The sequence below is a fragment of the Streptomyces sp. NPDC096012 genome, from assembly GCF_040426375.1.
GTDB lineage: Bacteria > Actinomycetota > Actinomycetes > Streptomycetales > Streptomycetaceae > Streptomyces.
This window is the reverse complement of sequence record NZ_JBEOTD010000002.1, coordinates 158,780-182,013: the sequence shown is the minus strand read 5'-3', so window position 1 is coordinate 182,013 and position 23,234 is coordinate 158,780. Positions and strand designations below refer to the sequence as shown.

Here is a 23,234-nt window from a genome sequence, read left to right as displayed (position 1 = left end):
CCGACCCCCGCCGGCACGGGGAGAAGCCCCACAGAGAGCCGGACGCGGTCCGTCCCGCCCGGGCGAAGTGATCAGCCAGGGGGCTCAGATCTGGGCCATGTCCACGAAGCGGGAGTAGTGGCCCTGGAAGGCGACCGTGATCGTGGCCGTCGGGCCGTTTCGGTGCTTGGCCACGATCAGGTCGGCCTCACCCGCGCGCGGGGACTCCTTTTCATAGGCGTCCTCACGATGCAGCAGGATGACCATGTCGGCGTCCTGCTCGATCGAACCGGACTCACGCAGGTCGGAGACCATCGGCTTCTTGTCCGTGCGCTGCTCGGGACCACGGTTCAGCTGTGAGAGCGCGATGACCGGGAGCTCCAGCTCCTTCGCGAGCAGCTTGAGATTACGGGACATGTCCGAAACCTCCTGCTGGCGGCTCTCGGCGCGCTTGGAGCCGCCGGACTGCATCAGCTGGAGGTAGTCGATGACGACCAGTTTCAGGTCGTTGCGCTGCTTCAGCCGCCGGCACTTGGCGCGGATCTCCATCATCGACAGGTTCGGGGAGTCGTCGATGTAGAGCGGCGCGGCCGAGACGTCGGGCATGCGGCGGGCGAGCCGGGTCCAGTCCTCGTCCGTCATCGTGCCGGACCGCATGTGGTGCAGGGCGACCCGCGCCTCGGCGGACAGCAGACGCATGGCGATCTCGTTGCGGCCCATTTCGAGCGAGAAGATGACGCTCGGAAGGTTGTTCTTGATCGAGGCGGCCCGCGCGAAGTCCAGCGCGAGGGTCGACTTACCCATGGCGGGCCGGGCCGCGATGACGATCATCTGTCCTGGGTGCAGGCCGTTCGTCAGCGAGTCGAAGTCGGTGAAGCCGGTGGGCACGCCCGTCATCTCGCCGCTGCGCGAACCGATCGCCTCGATCTCGTCGAGGGCGCCTTCCATGATGTCGCCCAGCGGCAGATAGTCCTCGCTGGTGCGCTGCTCGGTGACGGCGTAGATCTCGGCCTGGGCGCGGTTGACGATCTCGTCGACGTCGTCGTCGGCCGCGTATCCCATCTGGGTGATCCGGGTGCCGGCCTCGACCAGGCGACGCAGGACCGCGCGCTCGTGGACGATCTCCGCGTAGTACTCGGCGTTCGCCGCCGTCGGCACCGTCTGCACCAGGGTGTGGAGGTACGACGCACCGCCGACCTTGTTGATCTCGCCGCGCTTGGTGAGTTCCGCCGCGATGGTGATGGGGTCGGCCGGCTCACCCTTGGCATAGACGTCGAGGATCGCCTGGTAGATCGTCTCGTGGGCGGGCTTGTAGAAGTCGTGTCCCTTGAGGACCTCGACGACATCGGCGATGGCGTCCTTGGACAGCAGCATGCCGCCCAGCACCGACTGCTCGGCGTCCAGGTCCTGCGGCGGAACCCGCTCGAAGGACGAACCCGCGCCGTCCCAGCCGCCGTTCTCCCGGCCCCGGTCGTGCTGTTCGTCACGGCCCCGGCCACCGTCGCTTCGTCGACGGGAGGCGGGCAGACGATCGCTGGGCCCGCTGTCGGCCCACGGATCGTCCAAGGGCTCGGAAATGCTCACCGAGCCACCTCCTCCCGTCCGCACAGCGGACCTCGCCGTGTCCTCTTTGTACGGCACGGCACTGACAAGTAAGAGGCCCAACTCCGGTTCTCCTGCGTCGGATTTGTGACGGTTCCGAGGTCACGGGAAAGAGGCTGCCAGGGCCTGGGAAAGGAGTGGGCGCCGGACCACGGTAGGCCCGTCGGCACCGTCAGCCAATCTGGTTATCCACAGGCCATGTGGACGACCGCCCCGATGCTGTGGAGAACTCCCCGAAACCTGTGCACGAGCCGGTGGACAGCCCTGTGAACAAGCCCTCCCTCTCGATCAAGAGAGGGCTGTGACCTGCACCTTCACCGTCCACGGGTTGTGCAGAAGAAAAACTTCCCCAGTCGGCCCAAGATCGCTTCGAACGGTGCGCGAAAGGACACGACCCTCGACGGGAGGTAAGGGTCACATCTGTCTTGCATCGCTTACCTGTGGACGATTAGATTGGTGCTCATGACACAGGCTCCCGCGACACCGAAGGCCGCCACCCGACGGCACGACCGAGAAATCGTCGCGCTGGCGGTCCCTGCCTTCGGTGCGCTCATCGCCGAGCCCCTGTTCGTGATGGCCGACAGTGCCATCGTCGGCCATCTGGGAACCGCTCAACTGGCCGGCCTCGGCATCGCCTCGGCCCTTCTCACCACCGCCGTGAGTGTGTTCGTCTTCCTCGCCTACGCCACCACAGCCGCCGTGGCCCGCCGCGTCGGCGCCGGTGATCTCCCGGCGGCCATCCGGCAGGGTATGGACGGCATCTGGCTCGCGCTGCTGCTCGGGATCGCCGTCATCGCCGTCGCCCTTCCGCTGGCTCCGGGCATCGTGGACCTCTTCGGTGCCTCCAGCACCGCGGCCCCCTACGCCACGACCTATCTGCGCATCTCCTCACTGGGCATCCCGGCCATGCTCATCGTCCTGGCCGCGACAGGGGTACTGCGGGGGCTGCAGGACACCCGGACTCCGCTCTACGTCGCCATCGCGGGATTCTTCGCCAACGGCGTTCTCAACGGCGTCCTCGTCTACGGCGCCGGTCTGGGCATCGCGGGTTCCGCCTGGGGCACGGTCATCGCACAGTGCGGCATGGCTGCCGTCTACCTGGTCGTCGTCGTACGCGGCGCTCGCCGGTACGGCGCTTCACTCCGCCCGGACTCCGCCGGTATCCGGGCCTCCGCACAGGCAGGAGTGCCCCTCCTGGTCCGCACGCTGTCCCTGCGAGCGGTCCTCATGATCGCCACCGCGGTCGCCGCACGCCTTGGGGACGCCGACATCGCCGCCCACCAGATCATCCTCTCCCTGTGGAGCCTCCTGGCCTTCGCTCTCGACGCCATCGCGATCGCGGGGCAGGCCATCATCGGCCGCTATCTCGGCGCCGACGATGCGCAGGGCGCCCGTGACGCCTGCCGCCGCATGGTCCAGTGGGGCATCGCGACCGGCGTGGTGCTCGGCCTGCTCGTGGTCGCCGCCCGGCCGCTCTTCCTGCCTCTGTTCACCAGCGACTCGGTGGTCAAGAGCGCGGCACTGCCCGCACTGCTGATGGTGGCGCTGTCGCAGCCCATCTGCGGGATCGTCTTCGTCCTGGACGGCGTTCTGATGGGCGCGGGCGACGGACCGTACCTGGCCTGGGCCATGGTCGTCACTCTGGCGGTGTTCGCCCCGGTGGCGCTGCTCATCCCCACGTTCGGCGGGGGCCTCACCGCGGTCTGGGCGGCGATGATGCTGATGATGACGGTGCGCATGCTGACACTGTGGCTGCGCGCCCGCTCCGGCCGCTGGATCGTAACGGGCGCGGCCCGCTGACGTTTCACGTGAAACAGCCGCGGGATCGCCCCCGGCAGTGCGCAACAGGATCACCACGGCAGTGTCCGGCGGTACCAAAAGGGGCCGCACCCACAGGGTGCGGCCCCTTTCAGTTGCTCAAGCGAGCGCAGCGATCAGGCTGCGACGACCTCGACGTTGACCTTGGCGGCAACCTCGGGGTGCAGACGCACGGACGTCTCGTGGGCGCCCAGGGTCTTGATCGGAGCGGACAGCTCGATGCGGCGCTTGTCGACCTCGGGGCCACCGGAAGCCTTGATCGCCGAAGCGACGTCGGCCGGGGTGACGGAACCGAAGAGACGGCCGGCCTCGCCGGAGCGAACGGCCAGGCGCACCTTGACGCCCTCGAGCTGGGCCTTCACAGCGTTGGCCTGCTCGATGGTCTGGATCTCGTGGATCTTGCGAGCACGACGGATCTGCTCGACGTCCTTCTCGCCACCCTTGGTCCAGCGGATAGCGAACTTCCGCGGGATCAGGTAGTTGCGAGCGTAACCGTCCTTGACGTCGATGACGTCGCCCGCGGCACCGAGGCCGGAGACCTCGTGGGTGAGGATGATCTTCATGTTTCGGTCACCCTTCCCTTATCGCGCGGTGGACGTGTAGGGCAGCAGCGCCATCTCACGGCTGTTCTTCACGGCCGTGGCGACGTCACGCTGGTGCTGCGTGCAGTTGCCGGTCACGCGGCGGGCACGGATCTTGCCGCGGTCGGAAATGAACTTCCGCAGCATGTTCGTGTCCTTGTAGTCCACGTACGTGACCTTGTCCTTGCAGAATGCGCAGACCTTCTTCTTCGGCTTGCGCACAGGCGGCTTCGCCATGGTGTATCTCCTGTGTGATCAAGAAGTGTGGGTACGACCCGCCCTCGGCCCTGAGGCCTAGAAGGGGGGCTCGTCCGAGTAGCCGCCGCCACCGCCGCCGGAGCTGCCGCCCCAGCCGCCGCCACCCTGGTTGCCGCCGGCGGGAGCACCGCCGGTCGCCCAGGGGTCGTCGGCCGGCGCGCCGCCGCCCTGCTGGCCGCCACCGGAGCCACCGCCCCAGCCGCCGCCACCCTGGCTGCCGCCCTGGCCGCCACCGCCGCCGTAACCGCCCTGGCCACCGCGAGCGCCACCGGCGGTCTTGGTGACCTTGGCCGTGGCGTTGCGCAGGCTGGGGCCGACTTCGTCGACGTCCAGTTCGTAGACCGTGCGCTTGACGCCCTCACGGTCCTCGTAGGACCGCTGCTTCAGCCGGCCCTGCACGATGACGCGCATGCCTCGCTGGAGCGACTCGGCGACGTTCTCCGCCGCCTGTCGCCAGACCGAGCAGGTCAGGAAGAGGCTTTCGCCGTCCTTCCACTCGTTCGTCTGGCGGTCGAAAGTGCGGGGAGTGGACGCGACGCGGAACTTCGCGACCGCCGCACCGGACGGGGTGAAGCGCAGCTCGGGGTCGTCGACAAGATTGCCGATGACCGTGATGACGGTCTCGCCTGCCATGGGGGAACCTCTCGGCGGGTTTGCTGCTGGCTGCTTGGTGCTGCTACTCGGATCCCGAGATCAGCTGAGCGGAAGAGCTCAGTGCATCTCGGGGCGGAGGACCTTGGTCCGGAGGACCGACTCGTTCAGGTTCATCTGGCGGTCGAGCTCCTTGACGACCGCAGGCTCGGCCTGCAGGTCGATGACCGAGTAGATGCCCTCGGGCTTCTTCTTGATCTCGTAGGCGAGACGACGACGGCCCCAGGTGTCGACCTTCTCAACCTTGCCGCCGCCGTCGCGGACGACAGACATGAAGTTCTCGATCAGCGGGGAGACAGCGCGCTCCTCGAGATCGGGGTCGAGGATGACCATCACTTCGTAGTGACGCATGTGGAACCCACCTCCTTTGGACTCAGCGGCCACGGTCGTTCCGTGGCAGGAGGGTCGTGATGCGTACGCAACGGTATCGGCCGCCACTGACAACCGGGGTTCCCGTGGGGATCCCGGCAGCATGGCCCCCGAGCGAGCTGGGGGGCCTGGGCAGACACCGGTGCAGACGGTACAGACTACCCGCACACCCGCTTCCGGTTGAAATCCTGCCCCGAGGGCCGTCAGTCTGTACACGTCGGGTGTGTACGGCGCTACGATGCGCCGCCTTCCGCAGGAGGTGCCCTATGGCACAGGCATTGCAGCCCAATTCCGCCGGATCTCTCTTCGCCACGGACGGCAAGCCCCATCCGCTCGAGGACGGCCTCATGGCCGTGACGCTCGTGCTGGGCCTGCTGGCCTTCATCACCTCGTTCTTCCACGGCCTTCACCTGCTGACGTCCTGGGCCGGTCTCGTGGCCCTCGTCGTCGGCATCTACGGACAGTGGATCTCGGTGACCACGCGAGAGCGCTTCGGTCTCATCCTGGGACTCGGTGCCGCGGGGGTGGGTTTCCTGATCGGCATGGCACACGGCGGGCTCTTCGGCGGTCTCATCGGCAGCTAAGAGCCGTACGCCCAGTCGGGGCGCCCGCAGGGCGCAGTAGGCTTCGGCGCGAGAGCCGGAGCCCCTGTACCCATGGGGACACACCAGCCCGAGGAGCGCCCCGACATGAGCCTGACCCTGAGGACCATCAGCCGCGAGCAACATCTGGCCTACATCCAGAGCCTGCCCTCGGCCAGCCACATGCAGGTCCCGGCATGGGCCGATGTGAAGGCGGAGTGGCGCTCGGAGAACCTCGGCTGGTTCGACGACCGCACCGGCCAGATGGTCGGCGCGGGCATGGTCCTCTACCGGCAGCTGCCCAAGATCAAGCGGTACCTCGCCTATCTGCCCGAGGGCCCGGTCATCAACTGGTACGCGCCGAACCTGGACGACTGGATCCAGCCGATGCTGGCCCACCTCAAGCAGCAGGGCGCCTTCTCCGTGAAGATGGGCCCGCCGGTGATCATCCGGCGCTGGAACGCCGAGACCATCAAGAAGGGCATCCAGGACCCGGACGTCAAGCGCCTGCGCGACCTGGAGGCCGACTTCATCGAGCCGCGTGCCTTCGAGGTGGCCGACAAGCTGCGCCGTATGGGCTGGCAGCAGGGGGAGGACGGCGGCGCCGGCTTCGGTGACGTCCAGCCCCGCTACGTCTACCAGGTGCCGCTCGCCAACCGCTCCCTGGAAGAGGTCCACAAGAACTTCAACCAGCTGTGGCGCCGCAACATCAAGAAGGCCGAGAAGGCCGGCGTCGAGGTCGTCCAGGGCGGCTACCAGGACCTCGCCGAGTGGCAGCGGCTGTACGAGATCACGGCCGTGCGCGACCACTTCCGGCCGCGCCCGCTGTCGTACTTCCAGCGCATGTGGACGGCCCTCAACAGCGAGGACCCCAACCGCATGCGGCTGTACTTCGCCCGCCACAACGGGGTGAACCTCTCCGCGGCGACGATGCTGATCGTCGGCGGGCACGTCTGGTACTCCTACGGCGCCTCCGACAACATCGGCCGTGAGGTCCGCCCCTCGAACGCGATGCAGTGGCGGATGCTGTGCGACGCCTACGCGCTCGGCGCGACCGTCTACGACCTGCGCGGCATCTCCGACTCGCTGGACGAGACGGACCACCTGTTCGGCCTGATCCAGTTCAAGGTCGGCACCGGCGGGCAGGCCGCCGAGTACCTCGGTGAGTGGGACTTCCCGCTGAACAAGCTGCTCCACAAGGCGCTCGACATCTACATGTCGCGCCGCTGAGCCGCGGGCGTTTGATTCCATAGCGTTCACAGCTTCCACAGCTCCGATACACCGCAGCCACGAGAAAGGTCCCAGGTCCGGCCATGGCGCTCACGCTCTACGTCGACACCGCGCGCTGGCGTGCGCACCACAAGCACGTGCAGGAGCAGTTCCCGGGCCTCGTCCCGGTCTGCAAGGGCAACGGCTACGGCTTCGGACACGAGCGGCTGGCCGAGGAGGCCACCCGGCTCGGTGCGGAGCTGCTCGCCGTCGGCACCACGTACGAGGCCGCGCGCATCAAGGACTTCTTCGGCGGTGACCTGCTGGTGCTGACGCCGTACCGGCGTGGGGAGGAGCCCGTGCCGCTGCCCGACCGGGTGGTCCGCTCCGTGTCGTCGATCGACGGCGTGTACGGCCTCGTCGGCGCCCGCGTCGTCATCGAGGTGATGTCCTCGATGAAGCGGCACGGCATCAGCGAGCAGGACCTGCCACAGCTGCACCAGGCCATCGAGAACGTCCGCCTGGAGGGCTTCGCGATCCATCTGCCGCTGGACCGCACCGACGGCTCGGACGCCGTCGAGGAGGTCATCGGCTGGATGGACCGCCTGCGCGCGGCCCGGCTGCCGCTGCACACCATGTTCGTCAGCCACCTGAAGGCCGACGAACTCGTCCGGCTCCAGCAGCAGTTCCCGCAGACCCGGTTCCGCGCCCGCATCGGCACGCGGCTGTGGCTGGGGGACCACGACGCGACCGAGTACCGCGGCGCCGTCCTGGACGTGACACGCGTGACCAAGGGCGACCGCTTCGGCTACCGCCAGCAGAAGGCCGCCTCGGACGGCTACCTGGTGGTCGTGGCGGGCGGCACGTCGCACGGGGTGGGCCTGGAGGCTCCGAAGGCCCTGCACGGCGTCATGCCGCGCGCCAAGGGCGTCGCACGGGCCGGCCTCGCCACGGTCAACCGGAACCTTTCTCCGTTCGTCTGGGGCGGCAAGCAGCGCTGGTTCGCCGAGCCGCCGCACATGCAGGTGTCGATCCTGTTCGTGCCGTCGGACGCCCCGGAGCCGAAGGTCGGTGACGAGCTGGTCGCCCATCTGCGGCACACCACCACGCAGTTCGACCGGATCATGGACCGCTAGACCGGCCCGGAGCACACCGCCGGGACGATGAAAAGGCCGTACACGCATCGCTCGTGTACGGCCTTCTTCCTTGCCCGCCGGTCCGTCCCGGGACTGTTCGCTCAGAGCGAACGGCCCTCGAGGGGCAGCTGAGCGGGCTTGCCCCAGTCCACCTGAGGCCCGTCGAACTGGGCGGCGTGCCGTGGCGGATGGGCCGCGGCGCCGAGCACGAAGGCGTCCTCCGCGCCGTCGAGCACCCCGCCCGAGGGGTCGTCGTCGCCCGACCGGCGCACCACGTCGCGCTCCGGCATGAGGATGTCCCGTACGACGACGGCGCACAGGTACAGCGTGCCCGCCAGGTGCAGCACGATCGCCCACTGGTAGCCGTGCGTCGGCAGGCCCTTGTGGGCGTCTCCGCTGGTCGTGTAGGCGAGGTACAGCCAGATGCCCAGGAAGTAGCCCACCTCGCAGGCCTGCCAGATCAGGAAGTCCCGCCACTTGGGCCGGGCGAGGACCGCCAGCGGCACCAGCCACAGGACGTACTGCGGGGAGTAGACCTTGTTCGTGAGGACGAAGGCCGCCACCATCAGGAAGGCCAGCTGGGCGAAGCGCGGCCGGCGTGGGGCGGTGAACGTCAGCGCGCCGATGCCGAGGAAGCACAGCACCACCAGCACCGAGGCCGCGGTGTTCACGAAGTCGATGGAGGGCGGATTGCCGGAGTTCTGCGCCCAGATCAGCCAGAAGGAGCCGAAGTCGACGCCGCGCTCCTTGCTGAAGGTGTAGAACTTCGCCCAGCCCTCGCGGATGTGGAAGCCCGTCGCGTCATGCGCGATCATCACCGGCAGGTTCACCACGAGCCAGGCGACCACCGCGCCGGCCGCGGCCTGGAAGAACGCGCGCCACTTGCCCGCCCGCCAGCACAGCAGGAGCAGCGGACCGAGCAGCAGGGCCGGGTAGAGCTTGGCGGCCGTGGCCAGCCCCAGCAGGATGCCGAAGGCGAGCGCCCGGCCCCGTGACCACATCAGCATCGCTGCGGCCGTGAGAGCGACCGCGAAGAGGTCCCAGTTGATGGTGGCCGTCAGCGCGAAGGCGGGCGCGAGGGCGACCAGCAGGCCGTCCCAGGGCCGCCGGCGGTGGGTGCGGGCCACGCAGACGGCGATGACGGCAGCGCACACCATCAGCATTCCGGCGTTGACGAACCAGTACCACTGCTCCTGGTGCTGGATGCTGCCGCTGTGCGGGGTCAGCCAGGAGGCGACCTCCATGAACACGCCGGTCAGGACCGGGTATTCCAGGTAGCCCATGCCGCCGGAGAGGTCGTTGGGGAGCTTGTCGAAGTACGGCACGAGATGGTCGGCGAACCCGCGGCCCTGGTAGAGGTGCGGGATGTCCGAATAGCAGGCGTGCGTGTACTGGCTGCTCGCGCCGAAGAACCAGGCGCCGTCGTAGCAGGGCGCCTTCTGGACCAGCCCGAGCGCGAACATGCCGATCGCCACGAGTGCGACGACCCGCACGGGGGTCCACCAGGAGGCCGTGGGCAGGGCGCGCCGGCCGAGGGGACCGCCGATCAGCTCACTGCCGGCCGCGGCGATCTCGTCCTCCCTGGTCGGCTGCACCGGGTCCGGCTCGTCTACGCGCGCGGGCGTCGTCTCTGCACTGGACATGGCGCACATCCTGCCGTACGCGCCCGAGCACCGCCGCCCGCACTCCTCGATGCCGGATATCGCCGGACGCGAAAGGCCCGCGACGGCCCCCGGTGCCCGCGACGGGTCCCGGTGCTGCGCGGGGGGCCCGGTGCTGCGCGGCAGCCGTCCCTCGGTGGCCGCGGTCGTTCCCGGGCAGTCGGCAGCGCTCTGGGGGCCCGGCGGCCGTTCCCGGGCAGTCGGCAGCCCTTCCTGGGCGGTCCTCGGCCGTCCCCGGGCAGTCGGCAGCCGTCCCTGCGCGGTCCTCGGCCGCCCTGGGCCGTCCTCAGCCGTTCGCCGGCGTCGGCAGCCGTGTCCGCAGCGCACGGAAGAAGGACGGGCCCCGGATCGATCCGGGGCCCGTCCTTGGTGCCGTACCCGTACTGCCGCGGTCAGGGCGCTATCCGGTCTGGCCGCCGAAGAAGCCGCCGCCGTTGCCGTTTCCGCGCGTGGAACCGGGCCCGGTCGGGTCCGAGAGGGACGGGGACGGGGAAGGACCTCCGTCCGTGCCGCCGTTCCCGTTGCCGCCGTTCCCGTTGCCGCCGTTCCCGTTGCCGCCGTTCCCGTTGCCGCCGTTGTCGCACCCGAAGAAGCCACAGGTGTTGCTGGCCGAAGGCGACGGGGTGATGTCGGACACGCTCGGCGAAGGACTCGGCGAGGGACTCGTGGTCTCGCTCGGCGTGACCGACGGGGTGGGCGACGGGCTCGGCTCGGCGTTCAGGACCTTGCCGATGGGCACCGCGGGCGGGAACGGCACCGCGGGCGTGCCCTGCAGCGCCTGCGCCATGTAGTCGTGCCAGATCTCGGCCGGGAACGAGGCGCCGTGGATCTTCTCCTGACCACCCGTCCCGTACATCTCCAGGAACTTGCGGTTCTTGTTGCTCGCGTTGTCGTCCATCCGGAACATGCTGATCGCGGTGGACAGCTGCGGGGTGTACCCGACGAACCAGGCCGACTTGTTGCCGTCGGTCGTACCGGTCTTGCCGGCCACCTCACGTCCCGGCAGCTGGGCGGCGGTGCCCGTGCCCTTGTCCACCACGGTCTTCAGGACGTCGGTGACGTTGTCGGCCACCTCCGGCGTGAAGACCTCCTTGGCATCCGACTTGTGGGTGTAGATCGTGCCGTCCCTGCCCTTGACCTCGCTCACGGAGAACGGGTCGTTCTGCCGGCCGCTGGCCGCGAACGTGCCGTACGCGCCGGCCATGCGGATCGCGCTCGGGTCGGAGGTGCCGATCGAGAAGGACGGATAGTCGGCGCTGGCCAGGCTCCCCTTGAGGATGCCCGCGTCCATGGCGCTCTCCTTGACCTTGTCCAGACCGACGTCCATGCCCAGCTGGACGTAGGCGGTGTTGACCGAGAGCCGCATCGCCTCACGCAGGTCGATCTTGTAGCCGGGCGGGCTGCCGACGGACTCGTTGCCGTCGTTGGTCTGCAGCCACTCCTTGCCCTCCTTGTCGGTCCAGACCGACCCGTCGTACAGCTTGATCCGGAGCTTGTTCTTGCCGGAATAGAGGCTCCGGGGCGAGGCGACGGTGCGCTCGTCCTGCGCCTGCGAGGGGCCGAGCGCGGGATTGCGCACGCCCCACTTCATCGCCGCAGCCAGCACGAACGGCTTGAAGGTCGAGCCCACCTGGGCGCCCGTCGCGTCGGCGTTGTCGGTGAAGTGCTTGGTCGCGTCCTCACCGCCGTAGATGGCCCGGATGGCGCCCGTCTTGGGATCCACGGACGCGCCGCCGAACTGGACGTACTTGTCGGTCTCCGGACGCTGGCCGGGCTTGATGTTCGCCTTCCGGACCTTCTGGACGGCCTTCTCCAGCTGGCTGACCTTCTTCTTGTCGAAGGTCGTCCTGATCGTGTAGCCGCCAAGCTGCAGCTTCTCCGCGGTGACGTGGGTCTTGTCGCTGTTGTTGACCAGGTAGGCCTTGGCGAGGTCGACCAGATAGCCGACCTGACCGCTCAGCCGGCTGTTCGAACGCGGGCTCTGGACCTTGGGGAGCGTCGTGTACTTGGCCCGCTCCTGGGCACTCAGGTGGCCGTACCGGACCATCTTGTCCAGCGTGTCCTGCATCTGCCTCGTCGCCCGCCGGGTGTTCGCCTCCGCGGTGGCGGCGGGGTCGAGCGACGTGGCGCCCGCGGGGTCGTAGTACGTGGCGCCCTTGACCATCGCCGCGAGGAAGGCGCACTGACCCGGGTTCAGGTCCTTGGCCTCCTCGTTGAAGTACGCCCGCGCGGCCGCCTGGATGCCGTAGGCACCTCGGCCGAAGTACGCCGAGTTCAGGTAGCCGGCCATGATCTCGTCCTTGTGGACCGTGGCACCGACCTTGATGGAGACGAAGATCTCCTGGAACTTCCGGGAGAGGGTCTGCGACTGGTCGTCCAGCATCGCGTTCTTGACGTACTGCTGGGTGATGGTGGAGCCACCCTGCGTCTGTCCGCCCCGGGCCATGTTGAAGACGGCGCGGGCGATGCCCTTCGGGTCGATACCGCTGTCGGTCTCGAAGGTCTTGTTCTCCTGGGAGATCACGGCGTACCGCATCGCCCTGGGGATCTCCGAGTAGTTGATGATCTGGCGGTTGACCTCACCGCCCGTGGCGACCATCACCGATCCGTCGGACCACTCGAAGACGTTGTTCTGCGCTGTGGCGGTCTTGGCGACGACCGGCACGCTCACCATCGCGTACCCGATGCCCGCCACGGCCACCAGGCTGCCGAGGAAGGCGATGAACGTGCCGGTGACGAGCTTCCACGACGGCATCCAGCGGCGCCATCCGTACTTGCCGCTGCGGGGGTAGTCGATGAAGCGCTTCTTGGCCGGTGCGGCCGTGCGACTCCCTCCCCGACCGGGGCCGGTCGGCCCCCCAGGCCCTCTGCGGCGGCCGCCGCCGCTTCTCTGCGCGGCTCGCCGGGCCTCGGCACGGCCGCCGGGTGCCGACCCCTGAGCGCTCGGCCCGGAGCCCGGCCCAGTGGGTTCGGCAAAGGATCCGGTGGCGCCTCGCGGTGCCGCACGGCGACCGGAGGACGAGCCGGACTGACCGCGTCGGGCCGCGGCACGTCCGCCTCCCTGCGGCTGCTGCGGTTTGCGACGGTGCTCGCTCATCGAACGATTACTCCTCGGGCAGGCGCACCCGTGCGCGCCTGGAACGGCGGCTGGTTTCCGGTCCCCCCGAAGTACGGATGTGGTCGGTCCTGCATTCACCCGTACTGCACCGGGGACGATGACGCTCTCCGGGCGCCACTTGGTTCCCGGTGGTGTGCATGCCGCACAGACTACGCACCGCCAAAACCCCCCGATCCTTGAAGTTCACCCCAAAACAGGCAACTTGCCTCGTATGAATCGGTGATGTGATTCCGTTCACCGCCTCCCCTCTTGTCGCACGCGGAGGGCCGTTCTATCGTCTTGATGTATCGAGTCGATACATCAGCGCGAGATAAAGACGCTGAGCGAACTGCGAGACCTGCGGGGTTCGCCTGCGGGACGAGGGGAGGCGATGATGAGCCGGCGCTCCGGCATCCTCGAGTTCGCCGTGCTCGGCCTGCTCCGCGAGTCCCCGATGCACGGCTACGAGCTGCGCAAACGACTCAACACTTCACTGGGTGTGTTCCGTGCGTTCAGCTACGGGACGCTGTACCCCTGCCTCAAGACGCTGGTCACCAACGGCTGGTTGATCGAGGAACCCGGAAACACCCACGAGGACGCCCTCGCCGCGCCACTCGCCGGCCGCCGCGCCAAGATCGTCTACCGGTTGACGGCGGAGGGCAAGGAGCACTTCGAGGAACTGCTCTCGCAGACCGGCCCCGACGCCTACGAGGACGAGCACTTCGCCGCACGCTTCGCCTTCTTCGGGCAGACGTCGCGCGATGTACGCATGCGCGTCCTGGAGGGCCGGCGCAGCCGCCTGGAGGAGCGCCTGGAGAAGATGCGCGCCTCTCTGGCACGCACGCGTGAGCGCCTCGACGACTACACCCTCGAGCTTCAGCGCCACGGTATGGAGTCCGTGGAGCGCGAAGTGCGCTGGCTGAACGAGCTCATCGAGAGCGAGCGGGCCGGGCGGGACCTGAGAGGTTCGGCGTCCGGGGAGTCCGCTCAGCAGGACACGACCACTGGATCGACGGGCGGCCTGCCCCGTCCCGGGGACACCCCCCGGGCGGATACGCCCGACGACACCGCCACGTGAGGCCCAGTCAGGGCCTCACTCGTACACACAGGGAGCAACCGGAATGGGTTCGGTTCGCGTAGCCATCGTCGGCGTGGGCAACTGCGCGGCGTCGCTGGTGCAGGGAGTCGAGTACTACAAGGACGCCGACCCGGCGGCCAAGGTCCCCGGCCTGATGCACGTGCAGTTCGGTGACTACCACGTGCGTGACGTCGAGTTCGTCGCCGCGTTCGACGTCGACGCCAAGAAGGTCGGCCTCGACCTCGCGGACGCCATCGGCGCCTCCGAGAACAACACCATCAAGATCTGCGACGTGCCCAGCACCGGTGTCACCGTGCAGCGCGGCCACACCCTCGACGGCCTCGGCAAGTACTACCGCCAGACCATCGAGGAGTCCGACGCCGAGCCGGTCGACATCGTCCAGATCCTGAAGGACAAGCAGGTCGACGTCCTGGTCTGCTACCTCCCGGTGGGCTCCGAGGACGCGGCGAAGTACTACGCCCAGTGCGCCATCGACGCCAAGGTCGCCTTCGTCAACGCCCTCCCGGTCTTCATCGCCGGTACCAAGGAGTGGGCGGACAAGTTCACCGAGGCCGGTGTGCCGATCGTCGGTGACGACATCAAGTCCCAGGTCGGTGCCACCATCACGCACCGCGTCATGGCGAAGCTCTTCGAGGACCGGGGTGTCATCCTCGACCGCACGATGCAGCTGAACGTCGGCGGCAACATGGACTTCAAGAACATGCTCGAGCGCGAGCGCCTGGAGTCCAAGAAGATCTCCAAGACGCAGGCCGTCACCTCCCAGATTCCCGACCGGGACCTCGGCGAGAAGAACGTCCACATCGGCCCGTCCGACTACGTGGCCTGGCTGGACGACCGCAAGTGGGCCTACGTCCGCCTCGAGGGCCGCGCCTTCGGTGACGTTCCGCTGAACCTGGAGTACAAGCTCGAGGTCTGGGACTCCCCGAACTCCGCGGGTGTCATCATCGACGCCCTGCGCGCGGCGAAGATCGCCAAGGACCGCGGCATCGGTGGCCCGATCCTGTCGGCGTCGTCGTACTTCATGAAGTCCCCGCCGGTCCAGTACTTCGACGACGTGGCCCGCGAGAACGTCGAGAAGTTCATCCGCGGTGAGGTCGAGCGCTAAAGCGCGGACCTCCGCCGCTCGCACGAGAGCGCTCCTGCCAGGGCTGTGAGGGTCCCCGGGTCTCCCGACCCGGGGACCCTCCGCATGAGTGAGGGTGTGATCCATGCCCATCGTCGGTGACCTGCGCGTCCTGCTGCGCATACGGAACTTCCGACGCCTGCTCCACGTCCGCCTGCTGTCCCAGGGTGCCGACGGCGTCTACCAGGTCGCTCTCGCCGCCTACGTCGTCTTCTCCCCGGAGAAGCAGACCTCGCCCACCGCGATCGCCTCGGCGATGGCGGTCCTGCTGCTCCCCTACTCCGTGGTCGGACCGTTCGCGGGTGTCCTGCTGGACCGCTGGAGCCGCCGGCAGGTCTTCGTCCACGGCAATCTGCTGCGTGCCCTGCTGGCCGTGGCCACCGCCGCCCTGATGGCCGCCCCCGTCCCGGACTGGCTCTTCTACGTCTCCGCACTGTGCGTCACGGCCGTCAACCGCTTCGTCCTCGCCGGTCTGTCCGCCGCCCTGCCCCGCGTGGTCGACGACGAACGCCTGGTGCTGGCCAACTCCCTGTCACCGACGGCCGGCACCCTCGCCGCGACCGTCGGCGGCGGTCTTGCCTTCCTCGTACGCATGATGGGGTCGGAATCCGATACCACGGTGGTGTTGCTGGGGGCGTTCTTCTATCTGTGTGCGGGCCTCGCCTCCCTGAGTCTGGCTCCCACACTCCTCGGCCCCGACCGGCAGCCGACACGGCCGCGCCTGGGGACCGCGCTCGCCGACACCACCCGTGATCTGGTCGCGGCCGTCCGGCACCTGGCCGCACCCGAGCGTGGAGAAGCGGCCTGGGCGCTGGCCGCCATGACGGCGATGCGCTTCTGCTACGGCGCGCTCCTCGTCCTCCTGCTCATGCTGTGCCGCTACGCCCTGGCGGACGGCGCCGAGGAGGGACTGCGGTTGCTGGGCCCGGCGCTCGCACTGTCCGGTGCCGGATTCTTCGCCGCGGCCGTGGTGACGCCCTGGGCTGCGGGCCGTCTGGGCCCCGGCCGCTGGATCGTGGTGTGCTCCGGTGCGGCCGCGGTGCTGGAACCCGCCCTGGGTCTTCCATTCGCCGCCGGGCCTCTTTTCGCCGCCGCCTTCTTTCTGGGCCTGATCACCCAGGGGGCCAAGATCGCCACCGACACGCTCGTGCAGTCCTGTGTCGATGACGGCTTCCGCGGCCGGATCTTCTCCGTGTACGACGTCCTCTTCAACGTGTCATTCGTCGCCGCGGCGGGAGTGGCGGCCCTGATCCTCCCGCCGGACGGCCGCTCGGTCGTTCTGGTGGTTCTCGTCGCCGTGATCTACGGCGGGGTCGCCACAACCCTGGCCCGCGTCGAGCGACGGGTGAGGCAAGCGACGACGTGACGGGCGCAGGAGCAGAGGCGGACCGAGAAAGAAGAGACTGACGAAGACAGCAGGGGCGATGTTTCACGTGAAACATCGCCCCTGCTGTCCGGTCCGGGCGCGTGTTTCACGTGAAACATCGCCCGCGTCCAGACCGGCTCAGTTCTGCTCGGCCCACCATTCCTTGAGGGCGGCTACCGCAGCGTCATGCTCCATGGGCCCGTTCTCCAGACGCAGCTCCAGCATGTGCTTGTACGCCTGGCCGACGACCGGACCCGGTCCGACGTCGAGGATCTGCATGATCTCGTTACCGTCGAGATCCGGGCGGATCGCGTCCAGCTCCTCTTTCTCCTGGAGCTCGGCGATGCGCTCTTCCAGGCCGTCGTAGGCCCGGGACAGCGCGGCCGCCTTCCGCTTGTTGCGCGTGGTGCAGTCGGAGCGGGTCAGCTTGTGCAGGCGCACCAGCAGCGGACCGGCATCACGGACATAGCGCCGGACCGCGGAGTCGGTCCATTCCCCGGTGCCGTAGCCGTGGAAGCGCAGGTGAAGTTCGACGAGCCGTGCGACGTCCTTCACCAGCTCGTTGGAGTACTTCAACGCGGTCATGCGCTTCTTGGTCATCTTGGCGCCGACCACCTCGTGGTGGTGGAACGAGACCCGGCCGTCGCTCTCGAAACGGCGTGTGCGCGGTTTGCCGATGTCGTGCAGCAGGGCGGCGAGCCGGAGCACGAGGTCCGGCCCCTCCTCCTCCAGGGCGATGGCCTGCTCCAGGACGATCAGCGAGTGCTCGTAGACGTCCTTGTGCCGGTGGTGTTCGTCACTCTCCAGCCGCAGCGCCGGCAGCTCGGGCAGCACATGATCAGCGAGCCCGGTGCCGACGAGCAGCATCAGCCCCTTCCGCGGGTGCGCGGAGAGAATCAGCTTGTTCAGCTCGTCCCGGACCCGCTCGGCGGAGACGATCTCGATGCGGCCGGCCATATCCGTCATGGCCGTGACGACCTCGGAAGCGACCTCGAAGTCCAGCTGGCCGGCGAACCGGGCAGCCCGCATCATCCGCAGAGGGTCGTCCGAGAAGGACTCCTCGGGTGTGCCCGGCGTACGCAGCACACGGGCCGCGAGGTCCTCCAGGCCCCCGTGGGGGTCGATGAACTCCTTCTCCGGCAGCGCCACGGCCATCGCGTTGACGGTGAAGTCACGCCGGACCAGGTCCTCCTCGATGGAGTTTCCGTACGCCACCTCGGGCTTGCGGGAGGTGCGGTCGTAGGCCTCCGACCGGTAGGTGGTGATCTCGATCTGGTAGCCGCCCTTGTGCGCGCCCACGGTGCCGAAGGCGATCCCCACCTCCCAGACCGAGTCCGCCCACGGCCGGATGATCTTCAGTACGTCCTCGGGGCGGGCGTCCGTGGTGAAGTCCAGGTCGTTGCCGAGCCGGCCGAGCAACGCGTCACGGACCGATCCGCCGACCAGGGCGAGAGAGAACCCGGCCTCCTGGAATCGGAGGGCGAGATCGTCGGCAACCGGGGCCACCCGCAGCAGTTCGGCGACCGCGCGCTGCTGCGCCTGACTCAGGGCAGAGGGAGTGTCTTCGTTGGGGTTCGGCACAACAGAAAAGGGTACGTGCCCCGCGCGCCGGCGGGCGCCCCGATTAAGGCCGCCCACACGTACCGGGCATACCAGCACAAGCCCTGTGCTTACGCCGTAAGGACGCTCTTCCCCCGATACTGCATATAGAGGACGGGTCACCGTTGTCTCTCGATCTTGTGGAGGAGACCGCGGCACTTCCCCTCGACGCGCATCGTTACCATGCGTGGACGCACATTCCGACGACCACTGACGACGACGAGGGACGGGCGAGCGCGTGGCCGAGGCGGCTGACTTCCAGGGGACCAGTGCCTCACCTGCCCGCCGGTGGCTGCGGCGCACCGGCACACTGCTCGCGGGTGCGCCCCTGCTGGCCGGACTGCTCCAGCTGCCCGCCGCAGGCCCCGCCCAGGCAGCGTCCTCGGACACGGTGTCCGTCTCCCTGGACTCGCTCACCCCCAACGCCCCGAGCGACGGAGACACCCTGACCGTCTCCGGCACGGTGACCAACAACGGCAAGCAGACCGTCACCGGCGCCCACGTGGACCTCCGGGTGGGCCCTCAGCTGAACACCCGCTCGGCCATCGACGCCGTCGCCAGGCACGCCGACGACCTGCACGGCGGCATCGGCTCCGAGGTCGGCGACAAGTACGTGGAGAAGTTCGCCAAGCTCTCCCCGGGCGTCGCCCAGCACTTCGACATCTCGGTCCCGGTGGACAAGCTCGATCTCGGCACGGACGGCGTCTACGAGTTCGGCGTCTCCCTGTCCGGCCAGACCTCCGCCCAGCCCTGGGACCAGGTGCTCGGCGTTCAGCGGACGTTCCTGCCGTGGCAGTCCTCCGACGCCGACACCAAGACCCGCACGACGTTCCTGTGGCCCCTGCTCTCCACGGTCCGTATGACGGCCAAGACGGGCGCGGGCGACCTTCAGACGCCGGTGTTCCTCAACGACGACCTGGCCAAGGAACTCGCGCCTGGCGGCCGGCTGGCGCGGATGGTGGACCTGGGCAGCCAGCTGGACATCACGTGGGTGATCGATCCGGACCTGCTGGCCTCGGTGGATGCGATGGCGACGGGCAACTACCGGCTCCCCGGCGCGGGGGGCACCACCACGCCAGGGTCCCGGGACAACCAGGTGATCGCCAAGCAGTGGCTGGCGAACCTGCAGAAGGCGGTGACGGGCAAGGAGGTCGTCGCCCTGCCCTTCGCCGACCCGGACCTGGCCTCCCTGGCGCACCACGGCACCAGCGTCACCGGGTCGCTCAGCCATCTCAAGGACGCCACCGACGTCGCGGCCACCACCGTCAAGACTGTGCTGCATGTCACGCCCAACACCGACTTCGCCTGGCCCGTGAACGGCGCGGTGGACCCGTCGATCATGAAGGTCGCGACGTCCGCCGGAGCCGACCAGGTGATCGCCCGCAGCGACAGCCTGCAGGAGACCGCCGGGCTGTCGTACACGCCCTCCGCCGCCCGCCCCATCGGCGGCGGCACCACCGCGGTGGTCGCCGACGCCCGGCTGTCCACCGCCTTCGAGGGCGATCTGACCAAGGCGGGCTCGACGACGCTCGCCGTGCAGCAGTTCCTGGCACAGAGCCTCGAGGTGAACGCCCAGACCGACGAGCAGCGCAGCATCGTCGTCGCCCCCCAGCGCATGCCCACGGGGAGCCAGGCACAGGCGATGGCGACGGCCCTGAAGACGCTGCAGACGGGCACCTGGAGCCAGCCCCAGGACCTCACGGCGGCGGCCAAGGCCAAGCCCGACCCGAACGCCACCAGGCGCGTCCCGTCGACGTCCGCCTACCCCTCCTCGCTGCGCCGGCAGGAACTGCCGAGGTCGGCCTTCGAGCAGATCGCACGCACCCGGGACAAGCTCGACAACTTCCAGGTGATCCTCTCCCGGCAGTCCCGCGTGGTGACCCCGTTCGGGCGGGCCATAAACCGTGAGATGTCCACGTCCTGGCGCGGCCGGAACTCGGAGGCGGACAGCTTCCGGGGCGGCGTGGAGGCATGGCTCGACGAACTGGCCCGGCAGGTGAAGCTGATCGAGAAGTCGGAGACCAAGCTCTCCGGCCGCAGCGCCACCATCCCGGTGACCGTCCAGAACAACCTGGTCCAGCCCGTCGGCCATCTGGTGCTGCGGCTCACCTCCACCATGCCGACCCGGCTGAAGATCGGTGGCAACGCCTACGACGAGCAGCCCGTGGAGGTCTCCGGCGGGCACAGCCAGTCCGTGAAGTTCGCCACCTCGGCCAACGCCAACGGCCGGGTCACGGTGATCGCCCAGCTGTACACCGAGGACGGCCAGGAGTACGGCGCGCCCGTCAGCTTCGACGTGAAGGTCACCGAGGTCACGCCCACGGTGATGCTGGTCATCGGCGGCGGCGTCCTCCTCCTCGTGCTGGCCGGCTTCCGGATGTACACCCACCGCAAGCGCGCGGCCGCCCGCAGGGCCGACGAGGACGGCCCCGGCACGCCGGGGGAGGACATCGACGAGCCCGGGAACCCCGAGGCACCCGGAGACCGTCTCCCGGAGGAGTCCGACCCGGCCCCGGGGACAGCCGACCCGGAGCAGGCGAGTGACCCTGCACCGGACACCGCACCGGAAAGCGCCGACCCGTCCGGCACGGGTGAGAGAGTGGACCGTTGAGCGATGTCGTGGCCGGTGGGCCCGGGACGATGAGGTGGGGTAAGCATGAACGCGCCGTACGACGGTGAACGCGGCCAGGGCGCGGCCGGCTCGGGCTACCCCGAGACGCCGCCGGAGCCCGGCCAGGTACCGCCGCAGCCCGCTGCGGACATGTATCTCCAGGACGCCTACGAGCAGGACCCCTACCGGGCGCACGACCTGACCGCCCAGGATCCGGTCGCCGAGGCGCTCTACGACCGCGCCGCGCACCCGCCACCGCCGCCGGGCACCTACGACCAGCAGCAGCCGCTGTACGCCCCGCCCGCACAGTCGCCGTACGCCCCGGATCCACGGGTGTGGGCCCAGACCCCCGCCCCGGAGCCGGACGCCACGACTCCGTACCTGCCCCACGGTGACGACCCGCGCACGACCCAGTACGTGGGCGTGGACGACCTCGTGACGCACTCCGGCGAGGAGTACCACGAGCCGGACGCCTTCGCGCACCTCTTCAAGGACCAGCAGCAGGGCGGCGGCCGCGGGCCCATGGAGCCCACGGGCGTCCCCGGGCCCGCCACGGCGCCCGGCTACGGGCAGCCGGGCGCGGGGCAGTACCCGCCGCAGTACGGCCAGGGTCCCCAGCAGGGGCACCCGTACGCCGGGGCGGCCTACGCGGCCGCTCCCTCCACGGGCTCGCCGCAATCCCCGGTACCCGCTCCGGCAGCGGCTCCGGACCCCTCCGGTCCGGCCGGCTTCACCGGACCCGAGGCGCCCGCTGCCCCGGCGAAGAAGGGCGGCAAGGCCGGCGGACTGCTCAAGTCCAGTGCCGTGATGGCGGCGGGGACGATGGTCTCCCGCCTCACCGGCTTCATCCGCTCCGCGCTGATCGCCGCCGCCCTGGGCCTCGGCTTCCTCGCCGACTCCTTCCAGGTGGCCTACCAGCTGCCGACGATGATCTACATCCTCACCGTCGGCGGCGGCCTCAACTCCGTCTTCGTACCGCAGCTCGTGCGCTCCATGAAGGAGGACGAGGACGGCGGCGAGGCCTTCGCCAACCGCCTGCTGACCCTGGTCATGGTGGCACTGGCCGCGCTCACCGGCCTCGCCATGTTCGCCGCGCCGCTGCTGGTGCGGCTGCTCTCCCCGACCATCGCCGACAACCCGGCGGCCAACGACGTCGCGGTCACCTTCACCCGTTACTTCCTGCCCTCGATCTTCTTCATGGGCATCCACGTGGTGATGGGTCAGATCCTCAACGCCCGGGGGAAGTTCGGCGCGATGATGTGGACCCCGGTCCTGAACAACATCGTCATCATCATCTCGCTCGGCCTGTTCATCTGGGTCTACGGCACCGCCGCCAACTCGCACATGGGCGTCACCAGCATCCCGCCGGAGGGGCAGCGGCTGCTCGGTGCCGGTGTGCTGCTCGGTCTGGTCGTCCAGGCGCTGGCGATGATCCCCTACCTGCGCGAGACCGGCTTCCGGATCCGCCTGCGGTTCGACTGGAAGGGCCACGGCCTGGGCAAGGCCGCGATGCTCGCCAAGTGGACGGTCCTGTTCGTCCTCGCCAACCAGGCGGGCGCCATGGTGGTCACCCAGCTGTCCACCTCCGCCGGAAAGGACTCCGGCGTCGGGGGCACCGGCTTCGCCGCCTATGCCAACGCCCAGCTGATCTGGGGTCTGCCCCAGGCGATCATCACGGTCTCCCTCATGGCCGCCCTGCTGCCCCGGCTCTCGCGCTCGGCCGCCGAGAACGACAGCGGAGCCGTCCGGGACGACATCTCCCAGGGGCTGCGCACCACCGCGGTCGCCATCGTGCCCATCGCCTTCGGCTTCCTCGCGCTCGGCATCCCGATGTGCACGCTGATCTTCGGTTCCGCGAGGATCAGCGATGCCGTCAACATGGGCTACATGCTGATGGCCTTCGGCCTCGGCCTGATCCCGTACTCCGTGCAGTACGTCGTCCTGCGCGCCTTCTATGCGTACGAGGACACCCGCACCCCCTTCTACAACACCGTGATCGTGGCGGCGTTCAACGCGGGCGCGGCCGGGCTCTGCTACTTCCTGCTGCCGGCCCGCTGGGCGGTCGCCGGTATGGCCGCCTCGTACGGCCTGGCCTACGCGATCGGTGTGGGCGTCGCCTGGCGGCGGCTGCGCAAGCGGCTCGGGGGCGACCTGGACGGCGCACGGGTGCTGCGGACCTATGCGCGGCTCGGCATCGCCTCGGTTCCGGCGGCCCTGCTCAGCGGCGCGGCCTGCTACGGCATCGGGCACACCGTCGGCCAGGGCGTGGTCGGCTCCTTCGCCGCACTGTTCGTGGGCGGCGCGGTGTTGTTCGGCGTCTTCTTCGTGGCCGCCCGCCGTATGCGCATCGACGAACTCAACTCGCTCGTGGGCATGGTCCGCGGGCGTCTGGGGCGCTGAGGCGGGGGTAGGCGCACAACCATCGCTCGCCGCTGCGTGTCGTGCATAGCGGCAGACTGTGGGCACAATTGGTTTCGGCGTCGGACAGCGTGCA

At 69.0% G+C, this 23,234-nt stretch carries 17 protein-coding genes; 9 read left to right on the top strand and 8 right to left on the bottom strand.

From position 1 onward, the window contains the following. Window positions 1–84: 84 nt before the first annotated feature. Complete coding sequence (gene dnaB / locus ABVB68_RS03180) at window positions 85–1,563, bottom strand: replicative DNA helicase (protein ID WP_353599295.1); 1,479 nt, start codon at window positions 1,561–1,563, stop codon at window positions 85–87. Between the two features lie 480 nt (window positions 1,564–2,043). Between dnaB and ABVB68_RS03175 the strand changes: the two genes are divergently transcribed. Beyond that, window positions 2,044–3,381 carry an MATE family efflux transporter gene (locus tag ABVB68_RS03175; protein WP_353599294.1) on the top strand — a complete coding sequence of 446 codons (1,338 nt, stop codon included), beginning with the start codon at window positions 2,044–2,046 and terminating at the stop codon, window positions 3,379–3,381. 134 nt (window positions 3,382–3,515) lie between these two features. Here the strand turns inward: ABVB68_RS03175 and rplI are convergent, their stop codons facing one another. The 4 genes from rplI to rpsF all read right to left on the bottom strand — a co-directional run bounded on the left by rplI (window position 3,516) and on the right by rpsF (window position 5,240). Continuing rightward, window positions 3,516–3,962 (bottom strand): 50S ribosomal protein L9, encoded by a 447-nt coding sequence (rplI, locus tag ABVB68_RS03170; protein WP_353599293.1) that lies wholly within the window; start codon window positions 3,960–3,962, stop codon window positions 3,516–3,518. An 18-nt stretch (window positions 3,963–3,980) separates the two neighbouring features. Continuing rightward, a complete protein-coding gene (gene rpsR / locus ABVB68_RS03165) occupies window positions 3,981–4,217 on the bottom strand; it encodes a 30S ribosomal protein S18 (protein ID WP_003949403.1) in 237 nt (78 codons plus the stop codon). A 57-nt stretch (window positions 4,218–4,274) separates the two neighbouring features. Next, on the bottom strand, window positions 4,275–4,871 hold the full coding sequence (locus ABVB68_RS03160; protein WP_353599292.1) for a single-stranded DNA-binding protein: 597 nt from the start codon (window positions 4,869–4,871) through the stop codon (window positions 4,275–4,277). A gap of 78 nt (window positions 4,872–4,949) precedes the next feature. Then, window positions 4,950–5,240 carry a 30S ribosomal protein S6 gene (gene rpsF, locus ABVB68_RS03155; protein ID WP_037650441.1) on the bottom strand — a complete coding sequence of 97 codons (291 nt, stop codon included), beginning with the start codon at window positions 5,238–5,240 and terminating at the stop codon, window positions 4,950–4,952. A 284-nt stretch (window positions 5,241–5,524) separates the two neighbouring features. Here rpsF and ABVB68_RS03150 point away from each other — a divergent pair, with 284 nt between their 5' ends. The 3 genes from ABVB68_RS03150 (at window position 5,525) to ABVB68_RS03140 (ending at window position 8,184) form a co-directional block, all read left to right on the top strand. After that, complete coding sequence (locus ABVB68_RS03150; protein WP_353599291.1) at window positions 5,525–5,842, top strand: hypothetical protein; 318 nt, start codon at window positions 5,525–5,527, stop codon at window positions 5,840–5,842. 105 nt (window positions 5,843–5,947) lie between these two features. Then, window positions 5,948–7,069 carry a lipid II:glycine glycyltransferase FemX gene (locus ABVB68_RS03145; protein WP_353599290.1) on the top strand — a complete coding sequence of 374 codons (1,122 nt, stop codon included), beginning with the start codon at window positions 5,948–5,950 and terminating at the stop codon, window positions 7,067–7,069. A gap of 83 nt (window positions 7,070–7,152) precedes the next feature. Further along, window positions 7,153–8,184, top strand: a complete 1,032-nt coding sequence (locus ABVB68_RS03140) for an alanine racemase (RefSeq protein WP_353599289.1) — start codon at window positions 7,153–7,155, stop codon at window positions 8,182–8,184. A 101-nt stretch (window positions 8,185–8,285) separates the two neighbouring features. On the opposite strand, the gene ABVB68_RS03135 is transcribed toward ABVB68_RS03140, so the two are convergent. Both ABVB68_RS03135 and ABVB68_RS03130 read right to left on the bottom strand, forming a co-directional pair. Further along, window positions 8,286–9,827, bottom strand: coding sequence for a glycosyltransferase family 87 protein (locus ABVB68_RS03135; protein ID WP_353599288.1), 1,542 nt, complete (start codon window positions 9,825–9,827; stop codon window positions 8,286–8,288). A 418-nt stretch (window positions 9,828–10,245) separates the two neighbouring features. Then, window positions 10,246–12,942 (bottom strand): transglycosylase domain-containing protein, encoded by a 2,697-nt coding sequence (locus ABVB68_RS03130; RefSeq protein ID WP_353599287.1) that lies wholly within the window; start codon window positions 12,940–12,942, stop codon window positions 10,246–10,248. Between the two features lie 394 nt (window positions 12,943–13,336). On the opposite strand from ABVB68_RS03130, the gene ABVB68_RS03125 reads away from it, so the two are divergent. From ABVB68_RS03125 to ABVB68_RS03115, 3 genes are all read left to right on the top strand, one after another. Then, a complete protein-coding gene (locus ABVB68_RS03125) occupies window positions 13,337–14,020 on the top strand; it encodes a PadR family transcriptional regulator (protein WP_353599463.1) in 684 nt (227 codons plus the stop codon). A 43-nt stretch (window positions 14,021–14,063) separates the two neighbouring features. Continuing rightward, window positions 14,064–15,146 (top strand): inositol-3-phosphate synthase, encoded by a 1,083-nt coding sequence (locus tag ABVB68_RS03120; protein WP_353599286.1) that lies wholly within the window; start codon window positions 14,064–14,066, stop codon window positions 15,144–15,146. Between the two features lie 103 nt (window positions 15,147–15,249). Next, window positions 15,250–16,530 carry an MFS transporter gene (locus ABVB68_RS03115; protein ID WP_353599284.1) on the top strand — a complete coding sequence of 427 codons (1,281 nt, stop codon included), beginning with the start codon at window positions 15,250–15,252 and terminating at the stop codon, window positions 16,528–16,530. 138 nt (window positions 16,531–16,668) lie between these two features. Here ABVB68_RS03115 and ABVB68_RS03110 read toward each other — a convergent pair whose 3' ends face one another. After that, window positions 16,669–18,111, bottom strand: a complete 1,443-nt coding sequence (locus ABVB68_RS03110; protein WP_353599283.1) for a CCA tRNA nucleotidyltransferase — start codon at window positions 18,109–18,111, stop codon at window positions 16,669–16,671. 256 nt (window positions 18,112–18,367) lie between these two features. Here ABVB68_RS03110 and ABVB68_RS03105 point away from each other — a divergent pair, with 256 nt between their 5' ends. Together ABVB68_RS03105 and murJ are read left to right on the top strand one after the other, a co-directional pair. After that, window positions 18,368–20,740, top strand: coding sequence for a DUF6049 family protein (locus ABVB68_RS03105; protein ID WP_353599282.1), 2,373 nt, complete (start codon window positions 18,368–18,370; stop codon window positions 20,738–20,740). 45 nt (window positions 20,741–20,785) lie between these two features. Then, a complete protein-coding gene (gene murJ / locus ABVB68_RS03100) occupies window positions 20,786–23,140 on the top strand; it encodes a murein biosynthesis integral membrane protein MurJ (RefSeq protein ID WP_353599281.1) in 2,355 nt (784 codons plus the stop codon). The last annotated feature ends 94 nt before the right edge of the window (window positions 23,141–23,234 follow it).

Coding starts and splice junctions, on each gene's coding strand:
- ABVB68_RS03130 (WP_353599287.1), bottom strand. CDS start 12,942: ATGAGCGAGCACCGTCGCAAACCGCAGCAGCCGCAGGGAGGCGGACGT.
- ABVB68_RS03135 (WP_353599288.1), bottom strand. CDS start 9,827: ATGTCCAGTGCAGAGACGACGCCCGCGCGCGTAGACGAGCCGGACCCG.
- rplI (WP_353599293.1), bottom strand. CDS start 3,962: ATGAAGATCATCCTCACCCACGAGGTCTCCGGCCTCGGTGCCGCGGGC.
- ABVB68_RS03120 (WP_353599286.1), top strand. CDS start 14,064: ATGGGTTCGGTTCGCGTAGCCATCGTCGGCGTGGGCAACTGCGCGGCG.
- rpsR (WP_003949403.1), bottom strand. CDS start 4,217: ATGGCGAAGCCGCCTGTGCGCAAGCCGAAGAAGAAGGTCTGCGCATTC.
- ABVB68_RS03150 (WP_353599291.1), top strand. CDS start 5,525: ATGGCACAGGCATTGCAGCCCAATTCCGCCGGATCTCTCTTCGCCACG.
- ABVB68_RS03175 (WP_353599294.1), top strand. CDS start 2,044: ATGACACAGGCTCCCGCGACACCGAAGGCCGCCACCCGACGGCACGAC.
- ABVB68_RS03125 (WP_353599463.1), top strand. CDS start 13,337: ATGAGCCGGCGCTCCGGCATCCTCGAGTTCGCCGTGCTCGGCCTGCTC.
- ABVB68_RS03160 (WP_353599292.1), bottom strand. CDS start 4,871: ATGGCAGGCGAGACCGTCATCACGGTCATCGGCAATCTTGTCGACGAC.
- rpsF (WP_037650441.1), bottom strand. CDS start 5,240: ATGCGTCACTACGAAGTGATGGTCATCCTCGACCCCGATCTCGAGGAG.
- ABVB68_RS03145 (WP_353599290.1), top strand. CDS start 5,948: ATGAGCCTGACCCTGAGGACCATCAGCCGCGAGCAACATCTGGCCTAC.
- ABVB68_RS03140 (WP_353599289.1), top strand. CDS start 7,153: ATGGCGCTCACGCTCTACGTCGACACCGCGCGCTGGCGTGCGCACCAC.
- ABVB68_RS03115 (WP_353599284.1), top strand. CDS start 15,250: ATGCCCATCGTCGGTGACCTGCGCGTCCTGCTGCGCATACGGAACTTC.
- murJ (WP_353599281.1), top strand. CDS start 20,786: ATGAACGCGCCGTACGACGGTGAACGCGGCCAGGGCGCGGCCGGCTCG.